This window comes from Streptomyces sp. CB03238, assembly GCF_002099185.1.
Taxonomy (GTDB): domain Bacteria; phylum Actinomycetota; class Actinomycetes; order Streptomycetales; family Streptomycetaceae; genus Streptomyces.
This window is the reverse complement of the sequence record NZ_NBCN01000004.1, coordinates 249,718-268,306: the sequence shown is the minus strand read 5'-3', so window position 1 is coordinate 268,306 and position 18,589 is coordinate 249,718. Positions and strand designations below refer to the sequence as shown.

General features: G+C 73.0%; 20 protein-coding genes and 1 pseudogene. 12 read left to right on the top strand and 9 right to left on the bottom strand.

The window, feature by feature from the left end; genetic code table 11:
- Positions 1–9 precede the first annotated feature (9 nt).
- Positions 10–1,023 (top strand): hypothetical protein, encoded by a 1,014-nt coding sequence (locus tag BKD26_RS08470; RefSeq protein ID WP_084897208.1) that lies wholly within the window; start codon positions 10–12, stop codon positions 1,021–1,023.
- 100 nt (positions 1,024–1,123) lie between these two features.
- The gene (locus BKD26_RS08465) at positions 1,124–1,447 is read left to right on the top strand and encodes a hypothetical protein (protein ID WP_084897207.1); all 324 of its coding nucleotides are present in this window, start codon (positions 1,124–1,126) and stop codon (positions 1,445–1,447) included.
- Positions 1,448–1,471: 24 nt separating this feature from the next.
- Here the strand turns inward: BKD26_RS08465 and BKD26_RS08460 are convergent, their stop codons facing one another.
- Positions 1,472–2,224, bottom strand: a complete 753-nt coding sequence (locus BKD26_RS08460) for an SDR family oxidoreductase (RefSeq protein ID WP_084897388.1) — start codon at positions 2,222–2,224, stop codon at positions 1,472–1,474.
- A 122-nt stretch (positions 2,225–2,346) separates the two neighbouring features.
- On the opposite strand from BKD26_RS08460, the gene BKD26_RS08455 reads away from it, so the two are divergent.
- Together BKD26_RS08455 and BKD26_RS08450 are read left to right on the top strand one after the other, a co-directional pair.
- On the top strand, positions 2,347–3,984 hold the full coding sequence (locus BKD26_RS08455) for an alkaline phosphatase D family protein (protein ID WP_084897206.1): 1,638 nt from the start codon (positions 2,347–2,349) through the stop codon (positions 3,982–3,984).
- A gap of 121 nt (positions 3,985–4,105) precedes the next feature.
- Entirely contained in the window at positions 4,106–5,503 is a 1,398-nt protein-coding gene (locus BKD26_RS08450; protein ID WP_084897205.1) for a multidrug effflux MFS transporter, read from the top strand.
- On the opposite strand, the gene BKD26_RS08445 is transcribed toward BKD26_RS08450, so the two are convergent.
- The gene (locus tag BKD26_RS08445) at positions 5,485–6,783 is read right to left on the bottom strand and encodes a hypothetical protein (protein WP_084897204.1); all 1,299 of its coding nucleotides are present in this window, start codon (positions 6,781–6,783) and stop codon (positions 5,485–5,487) included. The genes BKD26_RS08450 and BKD26_RS08445 overlap by 19 nt on opposite strands.
- A 394-nt stretch (positions 6,784–7,177) precedes the next feature.
- Here BKD26_RS08445 and BKD26_RS08440 point away from each other — a divergent pair, with 394 nt between their 5' ends.
- A complete protein-coding gene (locus tag BKD26_RS08440) occupies positions 7,178–8,167 on the top strand; it encodes a small ribosomal subunit Rsm22 family protein (protein ID WP_084897203.1) in 990 nt (329 codons plus the stop codon).
- A 121-nt stretch (positions 8,168–8,288) separates the two neighbouring features.
- A complete protein-coding gene (locus BKD26_RS08435; protein ID WP_084897202.1) occupies positions 8,289–8,804 on the top strand; it encodes a hypothetical protein in 516 nt (171 codons plus the stop codon).
- Between the two features lie 59 nt (positions 8,805–8,863).
- Here the strand turns inward: BKD26_RS08435 and ddaH are convergent.
- Both ddaH and BKD26_RS40165 read right to left on the bottom strand, forming a co-directional pair.
- Positions 8,864–9,685 (bottom strand): annotated as a pseudogene (ddaH, locus tag BKD26_RS08430) (dimethylargininase); the annotation flags it as partial.
- A gap of 103 nt (positions 9,686–9,788) precedes the next feature.
- Positions 9,789–9,965 carry a DUF6243 family protein gene (locus BKD26_RS40165; protein WP_179166465.1) on the bottom strand — a complete coding sequence of 59 codons (177 nt, stop codon included), beginning with the start codon at positions 9,963–9,965 and terminating at the stop codon, positions 9,789–9,791.
- Between the two features lie 121 nt (positions 9,966–10,086).
- Between BKD26_RS40165 and BKD26_RS08425 the strand changes: the two genes are divergently transcribed.
- Together BKD26_RS08425 and BKD26_RS08420 are read left to right on the top strand one after the other, a co-directional pair.
- Complete coding sequence (locus BKD26_RS08425) at positions 10,087–10,704, top strand: TetR/AcrR family transcriptional regulator (RefSeq protein ID WP_084897200.1); 618 nt, start codon at positions 10,087–10,089, stop codon at positions 10,702–10,704.
- Between the two features lie 254 nt (positions 10,705–10,958).
- Complete coding sequence (locus tag BKD26_RS08420) at positions 10,959–11,696, top strand: bifunctional DNA primase/polymerase (protein WP_084897199.1); 738 nt, start codon at positions 10,959–10,961, stop codon at positions 11,694–11,696.
- 6 nt (positions 11,697–11,702) lie between these two features.
- Here BKD26_RS08420 and BKD26_RS08415 read toward each other — a convergent pair whose 3' ends face one another.
- A complete protein-coding gene (locus BKD26_RS08415) occupies positions 11,703–12,698 on the bottom strand; it encodes a hypothetical protein (protein ID WP_084897198.1) in 996 nt (331 codons plus the stop codon).
- Between the two features lie 224 nt (positions 12,699–12,922).
- Between BKD26_RS08415 and BKD26_RS08410 the strand changes: the two genes are divergently transcribed.
- On the top strand, positions 12,923–13,573 hold the full coding sequence (locus BKD26_RS08410; protein WP_084897197.1) for a PhzF family phenazine biosynthesis protein: 651 nt from the start codon (positions 12,923–12,925) through the stop codon (positions 13,571–13,573).
- A 3-nt stretch (positions 13,574–13,576) separates the two neighbouring features.
- Here BKD26_RS08410 and BKD26_RS08405 read toward each other — a convergent pair whose 3' ends face one another.
- Together BKD26_RS08405 and map are read right to left on the bottom strand one after the other, a co-directional pair.
- On the bottom strand, positions 13,577–14,242 hold the full coding sequence (locus tag BKD26_RS08405; protein ID WP_084897196.1) for a biliverdin-producing heme oxygenase: 666 nt from the start codon (positions 14,240–14,242) through the stop codon (positions 13,577–13,579).
- 136 nt (positions 14,243–14,378) lie between these two features.
- A complete protein-coding gene (gene map, locus BKD26_RS08400) occupies positions 14,379–15,236 on the bottom strand; it encodes a type I methionyl aminopeptidase (RefSeq protein WP_084897195.1) in 858 nt (285 codons plus the stop codon).
- 57 nt (positions 15,237–15,293) lie between these two features.
- On the opposite strand from map, the gene BKD26_RS08395 reads away from it, so the two are divergent.
- Entirely contained in the window at positions 15,294–15,527 is a 234-nt protein-coding gene (locus BKD26_RS08395) for a hypothetical protein (protein ID WP_084897194.1), read from the top strand.
- A gap of 613 nt (positions 15,528–16,140) precedes the next feature.
- On the opposite strand, the gene BKD26_RS08390 is transcribed toward BKD26_RS08395, so the two are convergent.
- Positions 16,141–16,746: a hypothetical protein gene (locus BKD26_RS08390; protein ID WP_084897193.1), complete on the bottom strand. Its 606-nt coding sequence runs from the start codon at positions 16,744–16,746 to the stop codon at positions 16,141–16,143.
- Positions 16,747–16,835: 89 nt separating this feature from the next.
- On the opposite strand from BKD26_RS08390, the gene npdG reads away from it, so the two are divergent.
- Positions 16,836–17,510: an NADPH-dependent F420 reductase gene (npdG, locus tag BKD26_RS08385; protein WP_084897192.1), complete on the top strand. Its 675-nt coding sequence runs from the start codon at positions 16,836–16,838 to the stop codon at positions 17,508–17,510.
- A 68-nt stretch (positions 17,511–17,578) separates the two neighbouring features.
- Entirely contained in the window at positions 17,579–17,749 is a 171-nt protein-coding gene (locus BKD26_RS40160) for a hypothetical protein (RefSeq protein WP_179166464.1), read from the top strand.
- Here the strand turns inward: BKD26_RS40160 and BKD26_RS08380 are convergent.
- Positions 17,739–18,548, bottom strand: coding sequence for a site-2 protease family protein (locus BKD26_RS08380; protein WP_084897191.1), 810 nt, complete (start codon positions 18,546–18,548; stop codon positions 17,739–17,741). The genes BKD26_RS40160 and BKD26_RS08380 overlap by 11 nt on opposite strands.
- Between the last annotated feature and the right edge of the window lie 41 nt (positions 18,549–18,589).

Here is an 18,589-nt window from a genome sequence, read left to right as displayed (position 1 = left end):
GGTGCCCGGATGATATTCGGGAAGGACGGGTTCCTGCGGGCCGTCGACGCGTTCGAGACGGCCGTACGGGCCCATGACGCGGACGGTGCCGAAGGCGCCTACGCGAGCCTGCACAAGACGTACGGGCAGGCCCGGGACGATGAATTCCTGGCCGCCGGACCCCGGTTGGCCGCGCTGCTCGCCGAAGTGCCGCCCGGGCCGCGGGCCGTGGTCGCCGTGATCATCGGGGCGTGTGTCGAGCGCGGTGCCGACGCGGTGGCGTGCGCGCCGGGTGTGCTCGGCGGCGTACGGGACGGGTTCGAGGCCGCCGAGGCGTTCTGCGAGCGGTGGGCGGCCACCGGCGGCGGGGACCTGCCGGAGCCCGAGGCCGACGAGCTGACCGACGAGATCGTCGACCGGACCGGTTTCGAGGCCGCGATGGGCTGGTGGTCGCTCCCGCAGTGGGAGATGGCCGCGCTCGCCATGCTGAACTCCAAGGCGGTACGTCAGCAGGTGCCCGGCAAGGCGGAGTTGCTCGCGCTCGCGGAGCGCGTCCAGGACGCCTCCGACCACACCTTCAGGTGTCTGGTGTACGCGCTGCGCGTCCTCGACGACGAGCCACTGGTCGTCCTGCACCGGGAGACCCGTACCGGATACGCGATGCGGATGACCGGCATGGGCGACAACTTCCAGCTCCACACCCTGCTGGCCGGCGCGCTCATCGGCGGCCTGCACCTGCCGGGCGACGCCCCGTCCGCGCAGGAGGTCGCCGTGTGCCGGGACGCCCCCGGACAGGTCGACACGGTCGGCTCGTTCAACCTGGTGGGCGCGGACGGCGGCTGGATCTGGAACGAGGGCACCCCGTCCGACATCCCGGTCGTCGACGGCGCCCGCCTGCTGGTCCTGGACCCGCCGCCGTACCAGCGGGGCTGGGCGGCGGGGCGGTTCTTCCCCGGGATGGCCGGCGACCTGGTGCTGGAGCGGGTGCTGGGCGCCGAGGAGACGGAGCGCTGGTTCTCGCACGTCGCCGAGGCGAAGGACTGACACGCCACGGGCGGCGCAAGGTCCACGGGGAGCGTGGTACGCGGGTGTACGGGTGAGGCACCCCCGTACCCGTACCGGTACCCGTACCGAAGGAGACAGCATGACCGTCCCCGTGGACCAGCTCACCGACCCGACCGTACGCGCCTTCGTCATGGCGCTCAACGCCAATGACCAGCAGGCGTTCTACGCCGCGCTCACGCCGGGTGCCACCATGTCCGACGACGGCTCCGACCGGGACCTCCGGCAGTGGGCCGAGCGGGAGGTCTTCTCCGCCAACGGGCACCTGGACGTCGAGTCGGAGCAGGCCGACGGCCTCTCCCTCATCGCCCGGTACCGCAACGACACCTGGGGCGAGATGCGCACGGCGTGGCGGTTCGTGGTGGAGGGCGGGAAGGTGAGCCGCTTCGAGACGGGCCAGGCGTGAAGCAGGTCCCCGCCCCCGGCGAGGTCAGCCGCGGCCGATGTACGGCATCGTCGTGGCCAGCACCGTGGCGAACTGGACGTTGGCCTCCAGCGGCAGCGCCGCCATGTGGGCGACCGTGCGGGCCACGTCGGCCGCGTCCATGACCGGCTCGACCGCCAGTTGGCCGTTGGCCTGGAGGATGCCGGTCTCCATGCGCTGCGTCATGTCCGTCGCCGCGTTGCCGATGTCGATCTGGCCGCACGCGATGCGGTAGGGGCGGCCGTCCAGGGACAGGGACTTCGTCAGGCCGGTCATGGCGTGCTTGGTCGCCGTGTACGCGGTCGAGTGCGGCCGGGGCACGTGCGCCGAGATGGAGCCGTTGTTGATGATGCGGCCGCCCTGCGGCGACTGGTCCTTCATCTGGCGGTACGCCGCCTGCGCGCACAGGAACGCGCCGGTGAGGTTGACGTCGACGACGGATCGCCATGTGTCGTGGTCCAGGTCCTCGACCGGCGTGCCGCCCCCCGCGAAGCTGCCGGCGTTGTTGAACAGCAGGTCCACCCGGCCGAAGCGCTCCCGTACGGCCGCGAACAGGGCCGTCACCGCGTCCGGCGACGTGACGTCGGTCGGGACGCACAGGGCGTCCACCCCGGCGAGGGCCGCCGTCTCCTCCAAGGGCTGCGCCCGGCGGCCGGCCAGGGCCAGGGCCCAGCCGTCCTCCGCCAGGGCAAGCGCCACGCTCCGGCCGATGCCCGAGCCGGCCCCCGTCACCACCGCGATCCCGTGTGCTGCGCTCATGAGGCCGCAGCGTACGGGAGAGTCCGGCACGCGGAACTCATGTGGCCGACATATGGATGTTGTGTACCCGACAACCAGTGCTACTGAGATGCCCCTGACAGACGCCATCAGGGGAGGGGTCCATGACACCCGCAGACCGGTCCAGCGCCCACCACTCGCCCGAACTCCGCGCCGCCGCCCGCCACTTCGGCCGCCGCGGCTTTCTCACCGTCACCGGGGCCGCCGCCGCCCTCGCCTTCTCGGTGAACCTGCCGGGCACCGCCCACGCCGCCGAGGCCGACGCCCGGGGGATCACCGAGGACCCGTTCACCCTCGGCGTGGCCTCGGGCGACCCCCTGCCCGGCTCCGTCCTGCTCTGGACGCGCCTCGCGCCCCGCCCGTACGAGCCCGGCAGCGGCATGCCCCGGGCCCGGGTCCAGGTCCGCTGGGAGCTCGCCCACGACGCCCGGTTCGCCCGGATCGTCAGACGCGGGCAGGCCACCGCCCACCCGGAGCTCGACCACAGCGTCCACGTGGAGGTGCCCGGCCTCGGCACGGACCGTGTCTACTACTACCGCTTCCGCGCCGGCACCTGGATCAGCCCGACGGGCCGCACCCGCACCGCGCCCCGCCCCGGCGCCCGCGCCGGTGAGCTGAAGCTGGCCGCCGTCTCCTGCCAGGCGTACCACGACGGCTACTTCACGGCCTACCGGCACCTCGCCGACGAGGACCTGGACGCCGTCTTCCACCTCGGTGACTACCTGTACGAGTACGCCGTGGGCGCCACCGGCGGCGCCCGCAACTACACCGACCGGCAGCTCCCCGCCCACTTCAACCGCGAGACCATCACCCTGGAGGACTACCGGCTGCGCTACGGCCTGTACAAGTCCGACCCCGACCTGAAGGCCGCGCACGCCGCGCACCCGTTCGTCGTGACCTGGGACGACCACGAGACGGAGAACAACTACGCCGGCGGGATCCCGGAGAACGGCGTACCGCCCGAGGAGTTCCTGCTGCGCCGCGCCGCCGCGTACCGCGCGTACTGGGAGAACCAGCCGCTGCGCGCCCCGCAGCGGCCGACCGGCCCCGACATGCGGCTGTACCGGCGGCTGCGCTTCGGGCGGCTCGCGCAGTTCGACATCCTCGACACCCGCCAGTACCGCTCCAACCAGGCCTACGGAGACGGCTGGCAGACCCCCGGGCCCGAGTCCGAGGACCCCTCGCGCACCATGACCGGCGCCGAGCAGGAGCGGTGGCTGCTCGACGGGTGGCAGGAGTCGGACGCGGTGTGGAACGTCGTACCGCAGCAGGTCACCTTCGCCCAGCGGCGCAACGTCCCCACCCCCGACTTCAAGCTGTCCATGGACGCCTGGGACGGCTACCCCGCCTCCCGGGGGCGCGTCCTGGACGGCGCGGCGGCGGCCGGGATCGAGAACCTCGTCGTCCTGACGGGCGATGTCCACGTCGGGTACGCCTTCGACCTCAAGGCCGACTTCGACGACCCGGCCTCGCGGACCGTCGGCACCGAGATCGTCGCCACGTCCATCGCCAGCGGCAAGGACGGCGCCGACCGGCCCGCCAACTGGGACAACCTCACCCGCGCCAACCCGCACCTGAAGTTCTACAACGGGCGGCGCGGCTATGTGACCGTCACCCTGACCGGCGAGCGGGCGCGCGCCGACTACCGGACGGTCTCCCACGTGACGACGCCCGGCGCGCCCGTCACCACGGCCGCCTCGTTCGTGACGGAGGCGGGCGACCCGGGCCTCAAGCCGGTGTGACCCGGCCCTCGGCGGCGGCACGCCCGCCGCACGTTCCGCCCCTGCCCAGCCCCCGCAATTGAGGTTTCAACAATTGTGGGGGAGCTGAGAGCATGGGGCCGGACCTCACGAGGGAGATGAGATGCCGGAAAGCGGCCCGAGTACGCCAGGACACATACCGACCGAGCGCCCGAAGGCCGCCATTCCGGCCCCCACCGGGGCCGACGACGCTCCTGGCCCCCGCACCGGGGCCGACGACCCTCCTGGCCCCGGCACCGGAACCGGGGCCCCCACCGCCCCGCCCGCCGCCGAGGGCACGGGCCCCGTCGCCGCGCGGCGCGTGGGGCTGCTCGTGACGCTCGTCCTCGGTGGGCTCACCGCGCTGCCGCCGCTGTCCATGGACATGTACCTCCCGGCCCTGCCGGAGGTCACCCAGGCCCTGCACGCGCCCGCCGCCACCGTCCAGCTGACCCTCACCGCCTGCCTCACCGGCATGGCGCTCGGCCAGCTCGTCGTCGGGCCGATGAGCGACAAGTGGGGGCGCCGCCGACCGCTGCTCGTCGGCATGCTCCTCTACATCGCCGCCACCGCCGTCTGCGCCCTGGCGCCGAGCCCCGAACTGCTCATCGCCTTCCGGCTGGTCCAGGGCCTCGCGGGCGCGGCGGGCATCGTGATCGCCCGGGCCGTGGTGCGTGATCTGTACGACGGCGTCGAGATGGCCCGGTTCTTCTCCACCCTCATGCTGATCTCCGGAGTCGCCCCGATCGTCGCCCCGCTCATCGGCGGCCAGATCCTCCGGATCACCGACTGGCGCGGGGTCTTCCACGTCCTCACCCTGGTCGGTGTCCTGCTCACCCTCGTCGTGTGGAAGTGGCTCGGCGAGACGCTGCCGCCCGCCAAGCGGCACAGCGGCGGGGTCGGCGAGGCGCTGCGCACGATGCGCGGGCTGCTCGCCGACCGGGTGTTCTCCGGCTACATGCTGGCCGGCGGTCTCGCCTTCGCCGCCCTCTTCGCCTACATATCGGCCAGTCCATTTGTCGTTCAGGAGATTTACGGGGCCTCGCCGCAGACCTTCAGCCTGCTGTTCGGCATCAACTCGGTCGGGCTCGTCGCGGTCGGCCAGATCAACGGCAAGCTGCTGGTGGGCCGGGTGAGCATGGACAAGGTGCTCGGCTTCGGCCTGGTGGTGATCGCCCTGGCGGCCGGTGCGCTGCTGCTGATGACCAGCGGGGTCTTCGGCGACGTGGGGCTGGTGCCCGTCGCGGCCGGGCTGTTCGTCCTGATGTCGGCCATGGGCGTGACGCTGCCCAACACCAGCGCCCAGGCCCTGATGCGCACCCCGCACGCGGCCGGTTCGGCCTCCGCGCTGCTCGGTACGTCGTCGTTCCTGGTCGGCGCGGTCGCCTCACCGCTCGTCGGCATCGCGGGCGAGGCGACGGCGGTCCCGATGGCCGTGGTCCAGCTGGTGTGCGCGCTGGGCGCCGTCGCCTGCTTCGTGGGCCTGTGCCGTCCCTGGCGGCGTCAGGCGGTTGGCGCGTAACCGGTCAGGTGGACGCGGTCCCGCGCGTCCGTCCAGCGGAAGACGCCCACCCCGGCCACCTCCGCCGCCGGCAGCCGCACGCTCGGCGCCAGCGCCTCGGGCACCCCGGTCGCCAGGTCCACCGCCACCGGGCTGCCCCCGCCGGCCAGGGCGTCCGCCGCGCTGCGGGCACCGCCCGCGCCGTAGGCCACGCCCCCGTCCGTGACGGTGGTCAGCGTCAGCGGAGTGGAACCGTCCGGCTCCTCGAAGCAGCGGCCGGTCCGCGCGTCCAGGTCGAAGGCGAGGCTCCCGGCGATCAGGTACCGGCCGCCCGGCGACACCACCGCCTGCGGATACTCGCCCGGTTCGATCGCCGGCCTGCGGCACTCCGCCTTCACCAGCGGCCTGCCCGTCCGTGCCTCGTGGACCGCCCAGATGTCGTGCGTGGCCGCCCGCGCCGCGCCCTTCTTCTGCTGCCACCGCGCCAGCACGTGCCCGGACGTCAGTGAGGCGGGCACCCCGCTCGTCGGGTCGGCGCCGGCCGGGGCCCGGTCGCGGCTGAACCAGCCGCCCGGCACCCAGAAGCCCCGCGCACCGCTCACCAGCAGGCCCTTGGACGTCACCCCGCGCACGGCGGTCAGCCGCCGGCACTCCGCGCAGCCCTTGGGGTGGCCGAGGCGCTGCGGCGGGACCGTGCTCACCTCGCCGGTGTCCGGTGCGACGACCGCGCTCCTCGTCCGCCCGTCGCTGATCAGCACGCCCGGGCCGGTGCCGGTCACTATCGGTACGTCCGCCCAGGGCACCTCCACCCGCTGCCGGGTGCCGTCGGCCGCGTCGTACACGTCGAGCGACACGAAGCTGCCGGCCGTGGTGAGCGGGTCGTCGCCGGTCCTGCCGTACGACCAGGTCACGAAGAACTGCCGGTCCTCCTTGGCCAGCGCCAGCAGGCCGGGGAAGCTCTCCGGGTCGCCGAGCGGCCGCCAGGGCCGGCCCGCCCAGCCGTGGCGGCCGGTGCGCGCGTCGAGGGTGCGGAGGCGGAACCGGGTGTCGTCGACCCGCTCCAGGTACGCGATCACTCCGGTGGTGCGGGCGATGACGTACTCGGGGGAGACGCCGGTGATCTCCCAGCCGCGGGAGGTGTCGTACGCGTCGGGGACGGTGAGCCGGGTCACGGGCGCGGCGCCGGCTTTCCGGGCTTTCCCGGGCGTCGCCGAGGGGCGCTTGTCGTCGGTTCCCCACGTGGCGAGCAGGATCAGCAGGGCCAGGACGGCCAGGACGGCCACGCCGGCCACCAGGGCCATGCGCACGATCCTTTGTCTCATGGTCCCCCCACCCGGCCGACGGGCGGCCAGCGTAGCAACTACCGCCCGCCACCGAGCAGTTACGCGCCCGCCCGCCCGCCCGCGCCCCGCCCGCGCCGCGCCCCGCCCGTGCCCGCGGCTGCGCCCGCCCACCGCGCCCGCCCGCCCGCGTCGCCCCGCCTACCGCGCCCGCCAGCCCACCGCGCCTGCCCCGCCTGCGCGCCCGACGCGCCGTGCCGCCTACCGCGCTCGCGCCCGCCCGCCTACCGCGCCCGCCCGCCCGCGCCCCGCCCGTGCCCGCGGCTGCGCCCGCCCACCGCGCCCGCTCGCCCACCGCGCCCGGCCGCCCACCGCGCCCGGCCGCGACCGCGCGTCGCCCGCCTACCATGTATCGGTGAACGCCTCCCTCTCCACCGCCGACGCCCTGCGCGGTGCCCTCGCCGGGCTGCTCGACGGGCTGCCGCCGACGCAGGCGGCGCAGGCAGTCGACCGGCTGATCGCCCACTACCGCGGGACGGTCCCGACGGGCGCGCCCGTGCTGCGCGACCGGTCCGACGTCGCCGCCTACGCCGCGTACCGGATGCCCGCGACGTTCGAGGCGGTACGGGCGGCGCTGGCGGCGCTGCGGGACGCGGCGCCGGAGTGGGTGCCGGGCAGGCACACCGACATCGGCGGCGGGACGGGCGCGGCGAGCTGGGCGGTCGCCGAGGCGTGGGACGCGACGGCGCGTACCACCGTGCTGGACTGGGCCGAGCCGGCGCTGGCGCTGGGCCGCGAGCTGGCCGCCGCGTCGGGGATCCCGTCTTTGGAGGCCGCCGCGTGGCAGCGCTCCCGTATCAGTGCGGCGCTCCGCATCGAGAGCACCGACCTCGTCACCGTGTCGTACGTCCTCAACGAGCTGACCGAGCAGGACCGCACCGCCGTCGTCACCGAGGCCGCCCGCGCCGCGCAGGCCGTCGTGATCGTCGAACCCGGCACCCCCGACGGCTACGCCCGGATCATCGCCGCCCGCGACCTGCTGATCGCGGCCGGGCTGACGGTCGCCGCGCCCTGCCCGCACAGCGGCGCCTGCCCCATCGAGCCGGGCACCGACTGGTGCCACTTCGCCGCCCGGGTCAGCCGCTCCTCCCTCCACCGCCAGGTGAAGGGGGGCTCACTCGCGTACGAGGACGAGAAGTTCGCCTATGTCGTGGCGACCCGGTTCCCCGTGGCCCCCGCCACGGCCCGGGTGATCCGCAAGCCGCAGATCCGCAAGGGGCAGGTCCTGCTGGACCTGTGCACCGAGGACGACGGGCTGCGCCGCGACACGGTGACCAAGCGGCACGGCACGCTCTACAAGGCGGCCCGCGACGCCGCCTGGGGGGACGAGTGGCCGCCCCGCTGACGGGCTGACGGGGTGACAGTGGGCGACCACGCGGGTGACGTCGTGCCCGTGGCAATTGCCCAGGGCGCCTTCGTGGAGTTGAGGTGGGCTCGTTCCAGCCCCTCACTCCCTGGAGGTTCCCTTGCTGCGCACCCGCTCGCGCCGACTCACCGCCTGCGTGCTGACCGCCGCGTCCGCGATGCTCGCCACCACCGCCCTGACCTTCACCGCCGAGGCGGCACCCAAGCCCACGCCCAAGGACGCGCCGAAGGACTCGGTGAAGGTGCTCGACTGGCTCGCGGTCAAGCAGTCCGACAGCAAGCCGGAGCGCCTGCGCGTCGGTGCCGACTGGACCGTCCACTCCCACCTGTACACCAACAAGAACGGCCGGCCCGGCAAGAAGATCGGTGACGCCTCGGCGCGCTGCAGCGCCGTCGACCTGACGCGCCACGGTTACGTCGCGTTGTGCCACCGCGTGCTGCGCACCGACGACGGCAGCATCAGCCTGAGCGACACCATCGACCGCTTCGGCCGCCACCCGCACGGCGGGCTCTCCGCGGTGACCGGCGGCACCGGGAAGTACGTGGAGGCCGAGGGACAGGCCGAGGTCACCTTCCACGGCGACATCGCCCGGTTCCGCATCAAGCTCGACGACTGACCGCGCGGACCGGCGCGCACGGAGGGCCGGGCCCATATACGGGCCCGGCCCTCCGTGCGTCAGGCGCGCAGCTCCTGCGTACAGCACTTCACGCTGCCACCGCCCTTGAGCAGTTCGCCCAAATCCATGGCGATCGGCTCGAAGCCGCGCTCGCGCAGTGGCCGGAACAGCCCCACCGCGGCCTGTGGCAGCAGGACGTGTCTGCCGTCGCTCACCGCGTTCAGCCCGAGCGCCGCCGCGTCGTCCTCCTCGGCGATCAGCGCGCCGGGGAACAGCCGGCGCAGCACCGAGCGGCTGCCGGGGGAGAACGCGCCGGGGTAGTACATGATCTCGTCGGCCGCGTCGTCCAGGACGCACAGGGCCGTATCCAGGTGGTAGTAGCGGGGGTCCACCAGGTCCAGGCCGATCACCGGCCGCCCGAAGAACTCCTGCGCCTCGTCGTGCGACAGGGGGCTGGAGCGGAAACCGCGCCCGGCCAGGATGTACGAGGCGGTGACGGCGAAGTCGCCCTCGCCCTCGTTGACATGGTCGGGTTCGCGGACGTCGGTGAAGCCGTGGGCCCGGAACCACGCGCGGTGGACGGCGGCCTCGGCGGCGCGTTCGGCGTGGGCGAACCGGGCGCCGAGCACCCGGCCGTCGATGACGGTGGCGCCGTTGGCGGCGAACACCATGTCGGGCAGGTCGATCCGGGGCTCCAGCAGCTCGACCGTGTGGCCGAGCGCCTGGTACCGGTCGCGCAGGTCTTCCCATTGGGTGAGGGCGAGCGGCAGGTCGACCGGTTTCGCGGGGTCCATCCAGGGGTTGATGGAGTACGTCACCTTGAAGTGCGTGGGTGGGCACATCAGGTAGCGGCGAGGTGATGCGTCACGAGGCAAGGAAGGCTCCTCACGGACGGCAGGCGCACGGTGTGTGCGTGGAAGCCATGGTGCGCCGTGAGGGGCCTTCGCGCAGTGGACCGTACGGGTGAGTTCACGGCGGCGCTCGTCAAGCGCCGGGTGCCATACGTCCTTCCTTCAGTTTGCGCAGCAACTCCCGCTTCTGCGCGACCGGATCGACGCCCCGGCCGACGCCTCCGCGGCCGCTGCCGCGCAGCGCCTCGCGGGAGAGCTTCCGGCGCGTGCCGCCGACGCCGAGCAGGTTTCCGTTTCCACCACGGGTCATGGGTGGGCTCCTTCGGTTCGTTGTCCGTCCGTCTCGCTGACGTACCTCAAGGATGAACCGAGACGTCTCGTCTTGTCAAGAGACGATACGTCTCGCCTCGCGCCACTGGTAGATTGGACGCATGGCTGAGACCAAGGCACCCGACTCCACGCGCCGCAGCGAACGCTCCCGCCGCGCGATCTACGACGCCGCCCTCGCCCTCGTCGGCGAGGTCGGCTACGCCAAGACCACCATCGAGGGCATCGCCGCCCGCGCCGGGGTCGGCAAGCAGACCATCTACCGCTGGTGGCCCTCCAAGGCGGCCGTCCTCCTGGAGGCCTTCGTCGACCTCGGCGTCCAGGCCAACGAGGCGCTCGGGGGCGACGCGGACAGCGGGATCCCGGACACCGGCGACCTGGAGGCCGACCTCAAGTTCGTGCTGCGGGCCACGGTCGACGAGATGAACGACCCCAAGTACGAGGCCCCCTCGCGCGCCCTCGCCGCCGAGGGCGTGGTCAACCCCGAACTCGGCGCCCAGTTCGTCGAGCAGCTGCTGGAACCGCAGCTCCAGCTGTACGTCAGGCGCCTGGCCGCCGCCCGGGAGCAGGGCCAGGTCCGCCCCGGCATCGACCCGCGCGTCGCGCTGGAGCTCTTCGTCGGCCCGCTCGCCCACCGCTGGCTGCTGCGCACCCAGCCGCTGAGCCACGCGTACGCGGACAAACTCGTCGAGTACGCCCTCTACGGCCTCACCCCGAGGTGAGCTCCCCCGGCGAGCCCCCCGGCGAGCTCACCGGGAGCTCCCCCGTGAGCCCCCGGTGAGCCGCTCCGTGGAGCTCCTCACGCCTGGCGGCCCGTAGCGGGGTGCGAATCACCCCATAGCCCCGCAACATGACCGGTTCGATGGCGTCGCGGAAACCGTCACCCCACCCAGGTTGGGGACTCCGGTCACCGAAGGCCCAGGATGGTGGGACCATGGCAGGGACCGCAGGGCTTGGCAGAGGTGTGAGGGGATAGATGGGCGACGGGATCGGCCGCTACCGCGGCACGGAGAACAAACTCGCGCAATGGCTGCGCCGGCGCCCGAAGAAGGCCGCCGTCGAGACACCGAGCCGCGAAGATCTGCTCCGGGCCACCGCCGCCGCAGGCCTGCCCCTCGCCCCCGCCGCGTACCCCGTCGGCTACCGATGTTCATGCGAACGCATCGGCTGTCCCACGCCCGCCCGCCATCCCGTCTCCTTCGCCTGGCAGACCCAGTCCACCACCGACCGGGCCCAGATCGAGCGCTGGGCCCAGGGCCAGCCGCACGCCAACTTCATCACCGCGACCGGCATGGTCCACGACGTCCTCGACGTTCCGCTGGAGGCCGGTCGCGCCGCGTTGGAGCGGCTGCTCGGCAAGGGCATCGACGTCGGCCCGGTCGCCGAGTCCGGGGACGGCCGGATGCTGTTCTTCACCGCCACCCGCGGCACCCCCGAGGACGAGGACGAGTGGTGGCCGTGCGAGCTGGACTGCCACCCCGAGACGATGGACGAGCACCCGGGCCTGCGCTGGCACTGCCGCGGCTCCTACGTCCTCGTACCGCCCGCCCGCCTACCCGGTGAGCTGGGCGTGGAGTGGGTGCGCGGCCCGGAGCACCCGCTGCCGGACCCGCTGACCCTGCTGGAGGCGCTCACCGACGCGTGCGCCCGCCACGCCGACCAGTACGACGAGCACGACGACCACCACTCGGTGGCCTGGCCGCTCAGCCGCTGAACCGGGTCACGAACCCGTCGCCGACGTCACACCCTGAAGCCGGGCCAGGACCGTCACCTGGTCCGACTGCGCACCCGCCGGCTTCACCAGCACCGCCTGGCTGGACACCCACTCCTTGGTGAGGGTGCTCTTGACCTCACCGGTCATCAGCGCCCGTACGTCGGGATTCACCTTCGGCCGGTAGCCCTTGGCCGCTGTCTGCCGGTCGTAGAACCGTGTCGCGAAGAAGACCAGCGCGCCGCCGTCCTGGGTGGTCAGCCCCAGCGGGGCGTAGTCACCGGTGTCCAGCGGCTGGTCCACGTACTGGGTGGACAGCCCGGGCCGGTGGGCGACCTTGTTCCGCTCGTCGCGCCACATCGAGGTGTGCGGCCCGGCCGTGAAGTGCGCCGGCTTCCCGGTCTGCAGGTACGAGGAGTACTCCTCGCTCAGGTTCTTCGGCGCCACCGCGAGCGCCGTGGAGTCCGGCGCGGCCGGCTCGGCCCACCCGTCCTGGTCCGTCCTGAACTTCGGGACCCCGTCGGCGGGCAGGATCTGCAGGTACGCGACCTCCCACAGCTGCTCCGGGCCGTTGCGTACGAAGACCAGCACCCAGCGGCTGTCGTCCGCGCCCTGGTCGGTGTCCCGGTTGGAGTCGGTGTCCGCGACGAACCAGCGCGGCCAGCCGGCCTTCTTCGGTATGACGTACCGGGCGTCGGTGAGCTCCAGCGGCCGGTGGCTGGGGTTGCCACCGGGGCTGGTGACGCTGCGGGCCTTCAGCCCGGCCTGGTTGATCGCCCCCAGGGCGCCGGTGACCCGCCCCGCGTCGAGGGCGGGGTCGTAGGCCTTGTCGGCCTTGTTGTACGCGTCGGTGAAATCCGCCAGCGCCTGCGCGGCCTCGTCCGTCGTCGCCGTCGGTACGACCTCCAGCTCGCCGTGCACCGTCACGCACCCGCTCGCCGTCAGCGCCAGCACCGTCGTCGCCGCGAGCGCCGCCGCCACCCGCCCTGGGACTCGCCTTCTCATCGGTTGCCTCTGCTCCTCGACCCCCATATGACCGTCCGAACCCTACCGGGGTCCGGAGCGGACGGAGCGCCGGGTTCGGGTTCCCTCCCGTAGACCCCTTACGGGAACCACGAGCGGGGCCCCGTCGTGCGGGTGCGGCCCACGGCGCCGTGGTGTTCGCGGTGCGCCGCCGCCGTACCGTCTGAGCACACGTACGCGTACGGAACGCGTGCTTCAATGCCCGGGTGAACAGTGCATACGACGTGCTCGCCGTCTTCTGCGGAGGAGACGGCCGCCACGGCAACCTCCTCGGTGTCGTACGCGACGGACGGCTCCACCCCGACGAGGCGTCCCGGCAGGCGTTCGCCAAGCACCTGGGCTTCAGCGAGACCGTGTTCGTCGACGACCCCGAGCGCGGGGTCGTCGACATCTACACGCCCGGCGTGCGCCTGCCGTTCGCCGGGCATCCGCTCGTGGGCACGGCCTGGCTGCTGGACCTGGAGGTGGTGAACCCTCCGGTGGGTGAGGTGTGGGCGCGGCAGGACGGCGAGTTCACCTGGATCACCGCCCGCGCGGAGTGGGCGCCGGACCGGACGGTACGCCAGTACGGATCCGCCGCCGAGGTGGACGCGCTGGACGTGCCGCCGCCCGGCGAGTGGGTGTACGCGTGGGCGTGGGAGGACGAGGCGGCCGGCCGGGTGCGGGCGCGGGCGTTCCCGGGGCGCGGCGACGGCATCGAGGAGGACGAGGCGACGGGCGCCGCCGCCCTGCTGCTCACCGACCGGTTGGGCAGGGCGCTGAACATCGCGCAGGGCCGGGGGTCGCAGTTGCTGACGGCCCCCGGCCCCGACGGCACGATCGAACTCGGCGGCCGGGTGCGGGAGATCAGGCGCTGAACGTCAGGCGCTGAGCGGGAACTCGCTCCCCAGCTCGCGGAAGACGGCGCCGTTGAAGTCGAAGGCGCGCCTGCACTCGTCGATGATCCGCTGCTTCTCCAGGTCGTCGGCGTTCACCTGGTCCAGCAGTTCCCGGTAACCCCGCTTGAAGGCGGCCGGGTTGGGGATCTGGTCGAAGACGTAGAACCGCACGCCGTCGCCCTTGCGCGCGAAGCCCCAGGTCCGCTCGGCCTTGTCGCGGATGATCTGGCCGCCGGACAGGTCGCCCAGGTAGCGCGTGTAGTGGTGGGCGACGTACCCGGCGGGCCAGGTGCGGGCGCACTCCTCGACGCGGGCGGCGTACGCGGTGGTGGCGGGCAGCGGCGTGGCCGCCGCGCGCCAGTCCGGCCCGCGCAGGTGGGCCAGGTCCCGCTCCAGCTCGGCGGTGCGGAACAGCTCCGGCTGTATGAACGGCCCGGCCACCGGGTCGTCCGCCAGCGCGTCGGCGGCACCTTCCAGGGCCCGGTACACGAACCAGAGCTGCTCGGTGTAGCGGGCGTAGGCCTCCACACCGAGCCGTCCGCCGAGCAGGTCACTCATGAAGGTCGAGTTCTCCGCTTCGGTGTGCTGCTGGTGCGAAGCGGTGCGGATGAGCGTCGAGAACGGGGTGACGGTACCGCTTGCGTCCAAGGCGGGCCTCCGGGGACCGAGGGGACGGGATGTGGCAGCCGTGACCGCCACCACTACCGCCGATCTTCCTACTTAGGCATACCTAAGTCAACTGGTTCCCGACGGTCTGTCGGTAAAACCGTACCCGCCTGGCGCGTCAGGGCAACGTAAGAATTTCCGCACCCGTGTCCGTGACCACGAGCGTGTGCTCGAACTGCGCGGTTCGCTTGCGGTCCTTCGTCACCACCGTCCAGCCGTCGTCCCACATGTCGTACTCGTGCGTGCCCAGCGTCAGCATCGGCTCGATCGTGAACGTCATGCCGGGCTGGATGACCGTGGTGGCGTGCGGGGAGTCGTAGTGCGGAATGATCAGGCCGGAGTGGAACGAGGAGTTGATCCCGTGCCCGGTGAAGTCCCGCACCACCCCGTAGCCGAAGCGCTTGGCGTACGACTCGATGACGCGGCCGATGACGTTGATCTGGCGGCCCGGCTTGACCGCCTTGATGGCACGGTTGAGCGACTCACGGGTCCGCTCGACGAGCAGCCGCGACTCCTCGTCGACGTCTCCGCACAGGTAGGTGGCGTTGTTGTCGCCGTGGACACCGTGGATGTACGCCGTCACGTCGAGGTTCACGATGTCGCCGTCGCGCAGGACGGTGGAATCGGGGATGCCATGGCAGATGACCTCGTTGACCGAGGAGCACAGGGACTTCGGAAAGCCCCGGTAGCCCAGCGTCGACGGGTAGGCGCCGTGGTCGCACATGTACTCGTGCGCGACCCGGTCCAGCTCGTCCGTGGTCGCGCCCGGCGCGATGTGCTTGGCGGCCTCCTCCATCGCCTGCGCGGCGATGCGGCCCGCGATGCGCATCCGCTCGATGGTGTCGGCATCCTGCACCTCGGGGCCGGTGTACGGCGTCGGGGCGGGCTTGCCCACGTACTCGGGGCGGCGGATGGATCCGGGAACGGAACGGGTGGGGGAGAGCTCCCCTGGTACGAGCAGCGACTGGCCAGACATGCCAGCGAGTCTAACCAGGCATCGCGGGGCACCATTGCGACAGAGGAAGGAGCCGAGATGGCCCTGTTCAAGAGGCGTACCGTCGGAAAGCCGGGCGAGTGGTACTACTGCCTGAAGCACGGGAGGGTCGAGGAGGGCCCGGAGTGCCGGGCGGCGGACCGCTTCGGCCCGTACGCGACCCGGGAGGAGGCCTCCCACGCGATGGAGACCGCCCGTGAGCGCAACCTCCAGTGGGAAACCGACCCCAAATGGCACGACGCCCCCCGCGACGAGGGAGGCCCCACCTCCTGACGGCCGCTTTTCGCTGGGGTTCGCCCCCGGTTGTGGACGGTCGCCCCGCCGGGCGGTCCCCCGTTGTGGGCGGTCGCTCTGTTGGGTGGTGCTTCCCCCCCGTTGTGGGCGGTTGCCCGGCTCCTCCCCCGTTGTGGACGGTCGCCCTGCCGGGCGGTCCCCCCGTTGTGGGCAGTCGTGGACGGCTCCTCCCCTGTTGTGGGCATTCGTCCCGCTGGGGCGGGACGGGTGGGCACAACGGGACCGGGGCGGTGCCCTGTCGGCGGTTCCACCCGGGGCTGTGACCGTTCCCGGTTCGCCCCGGGGGCGGGGGCAACCGCCGGTGGCGCGGTGCGGGTCGGCGCCTGCCGGTGGGTGGGGGGCGGGGCCCCTCCGGGCTCACCTCCTCGAGGCCGGCGGCCTTGGGTACGTCGAGTTGGGAGCCCGACCGTCGCCGCCGGCCTCTGCGGGGGCGACCCTGCACGGCCCCACCCCGGCCGGTGGCCATCTGCGGGGCGGTGGGGGATGGGGGGCACGGCCCGCACCGGGCGTTGGTCGTCTGCGGGTCGGTGGGAATGGGGCCTCAGGGCCGAGGCCGGGCACGCCAGGCCGCCGCTCCGGAAGGCCGGGCGCCCTACCAGCGTGGGGGCGGTGGCGAGGTCACATGGTCGGCCAGGCGCGCCAGGCGGTCCCGGAACCGGCGGCGGCCGGGCGGCGCGGCCAGCAGGGTGTTCTCGCCGGCCGCCGCGCTCACCAGGTGCTGCACGATGTCGAGGTCCACGTCGTCCGCCTCCGTCACCGTCAGCGCCTCGTGCGCCAGGCCGTGCACCTCCCGGTCGCCGCCGTCCAGCGACAGCACCGTCGCGCCCGCCCGCCGCGCGTCGTGCACCCGTTCCAGCAGGGCGCCGTCCGGCCGCTCGGGGGCCACCACGAGGAGGGTCGAGCCGCGCCCGGCCGCCTCCAGCCGGCCCAGTCCCACCGCCAGGTGCGCCGGGTCCGAGGGCCGCGCCCCGTGCCGTACCAGCGTGGGTGCCAGCTCCGGCCGCCCCGACCACGCCGCCTCGTCCACCAGGTGCGCGGCCAGGTGCCACGGCTCGTACCGCTCCGTGCCCACCAGCAGCAGTCCGCCGCCCTGCGGCACCACCGAGGACCGCAGGACGGACGCGAACCGGCGGGCCGCCGCGGGCCACTTGGTACCGTCCAGGACCTCACGCAGCAGGGCGACGCGTACGGCATCCATGGCGCCGTATCGTCCCCTCTTCCCGTGCCTTGCGTGGGCGTTCGGCGGCGCGTCACCCGGACGGGGGTGTGCCGCGTAGTGTCGGGACCATGACTACTGATCCGTACGACCTCCCCGACGTCTCCGGGCTCGTCGTCGGTGTCCTCGGCGGCACCGGCGACCAGGGCCGCGGCCTCGCCTACCGCCTCGCCCGCGCCGGCCAGAAGGTGATCATCGGCTCGCGGGCCGCCGAGCGCGCCGAGGCCGCGGCCGCCGAGCTGGGCCTGGGCGTCGAGGGCGCCGACAACGCCGAGTGCGCGCGGCGCAGCGATGTCGTGATCGTCGCCGTGCCGTGGGACGGGCACGCCAGGACGCTCGAATCGCTGCGCGAGGAGCTGCGTGGCAAGCTCGTCGTCGACTGCGTCAACCCGCTCGGCTTCGACAAGCGGGGCGCCTACGCCCTCAAGCCCCAGGAGGGCAGCGCCGCCGAGCAGGCCGCCGCCCTGCTGCCGGACTCGCGCGTGACCGCCGCCTTCCACCACCTGTCCGCGGTGCTGCTCCAGGACGCGACGGTCGAGGAGATCGACACGGACGTGATGGTGCTGGGCGAGAAGCGCGCCGACACGGACATCGTGCAGGCCCTCGCGGGCCGCATCCCCGGCATGCGCGGCGTGTTCGCGGGCCGGCTGCGCGGCGCCCACCAGGTGGAGGCGCTGGTCGCCAACCTGATCTCGGTCAACCGCCGCTACAAGGCCCACGCCGGCCTGCGCCTGACCGACGTCTAGGCGTTCGCGGGCATGGGGGACACTGGACGGGCACGTTTCACGCCGTACCCGGACAGGAGCCGTCCCCCATGCCCCGCCTCGCTCTGTACGCCCTCGCCGTCTGCGTCCTCGCCGCCGCCGCGGCGGTGGTCTCCTTCGTCCAGGGCACCTGGCTCGGCATCGTATGGGTGCTGCTGGCCGGCGTCTCCTCGAACATGGCCTGGTACTACCACCGCCGGGCGAAGAACGTCACTGGCTGACGAGGTCCTGGCAGGCCGCGCTCTGCTCCTGCCAGAAGAGGTAGAGGTCCCGCCCGCAGTACGTCTCCAGCTCCTCGATGCCCAGGCCCTGCATGACCGTGTGCACCAGGGTGAAGAAGGCGTCGCGCACTTCGGGGATGAAGAAGAGGCAGGCGAAGACGGCCAGCAGTCCGTAGGCGGCGTACGGCTGGATCTGCCGGCGGATCTTGTACGAGAGCCACGGCTCGATCACGCCGTAACCGTCGAGTCCCGGCACCGGCAGGAAGTTCAGGATCACGGCCGACACCTCCAGCAGCGCCAGGAACGCGAGCGCGAAGCGGAACGGCACCGGTACGCCGTCCAGCGCGCCCAGCCAGAACGGCGCGGTGAACAGGACCACGCAGACGGCGTTCGTCAGCGGGCCGGCCGCCGAGACCAGACTGCGCTTGACGCGGCTGCGGATACGGTCCTGCTCGATGAAGACCGCGCCGCCCGGCAGGCCGAGACCGCCCATGATCACGAAGACCACCGGCAGCACGATGCTCAGCAACGGGTGCGTGTACTTCAGCGGGTTGAGGGTCAGGTAGCCCTTCGCGCCGATGGTGATGTCACCGCCGTGGTGGGCGGTGCGGGCGTGCGCGTACTCGTGCAGGCAGAGGGAGACGATCCACCCGGCCGTCACGAAGAGGAAGACGGCCAGGCCGAGGTTGGCGGAGAAGCCCGTCCACACCGCCCATCCGGTGACCGCCATGATGGCGGCGATCCCGAGGAAGACGGGGCTGACCCTCCGGTCGCTGTGGCGGGAGGTGGCGGTGGCCATGGGCGGCGCTCCAGGGAGTCGTGCGGGCGTGTGCGGACCGA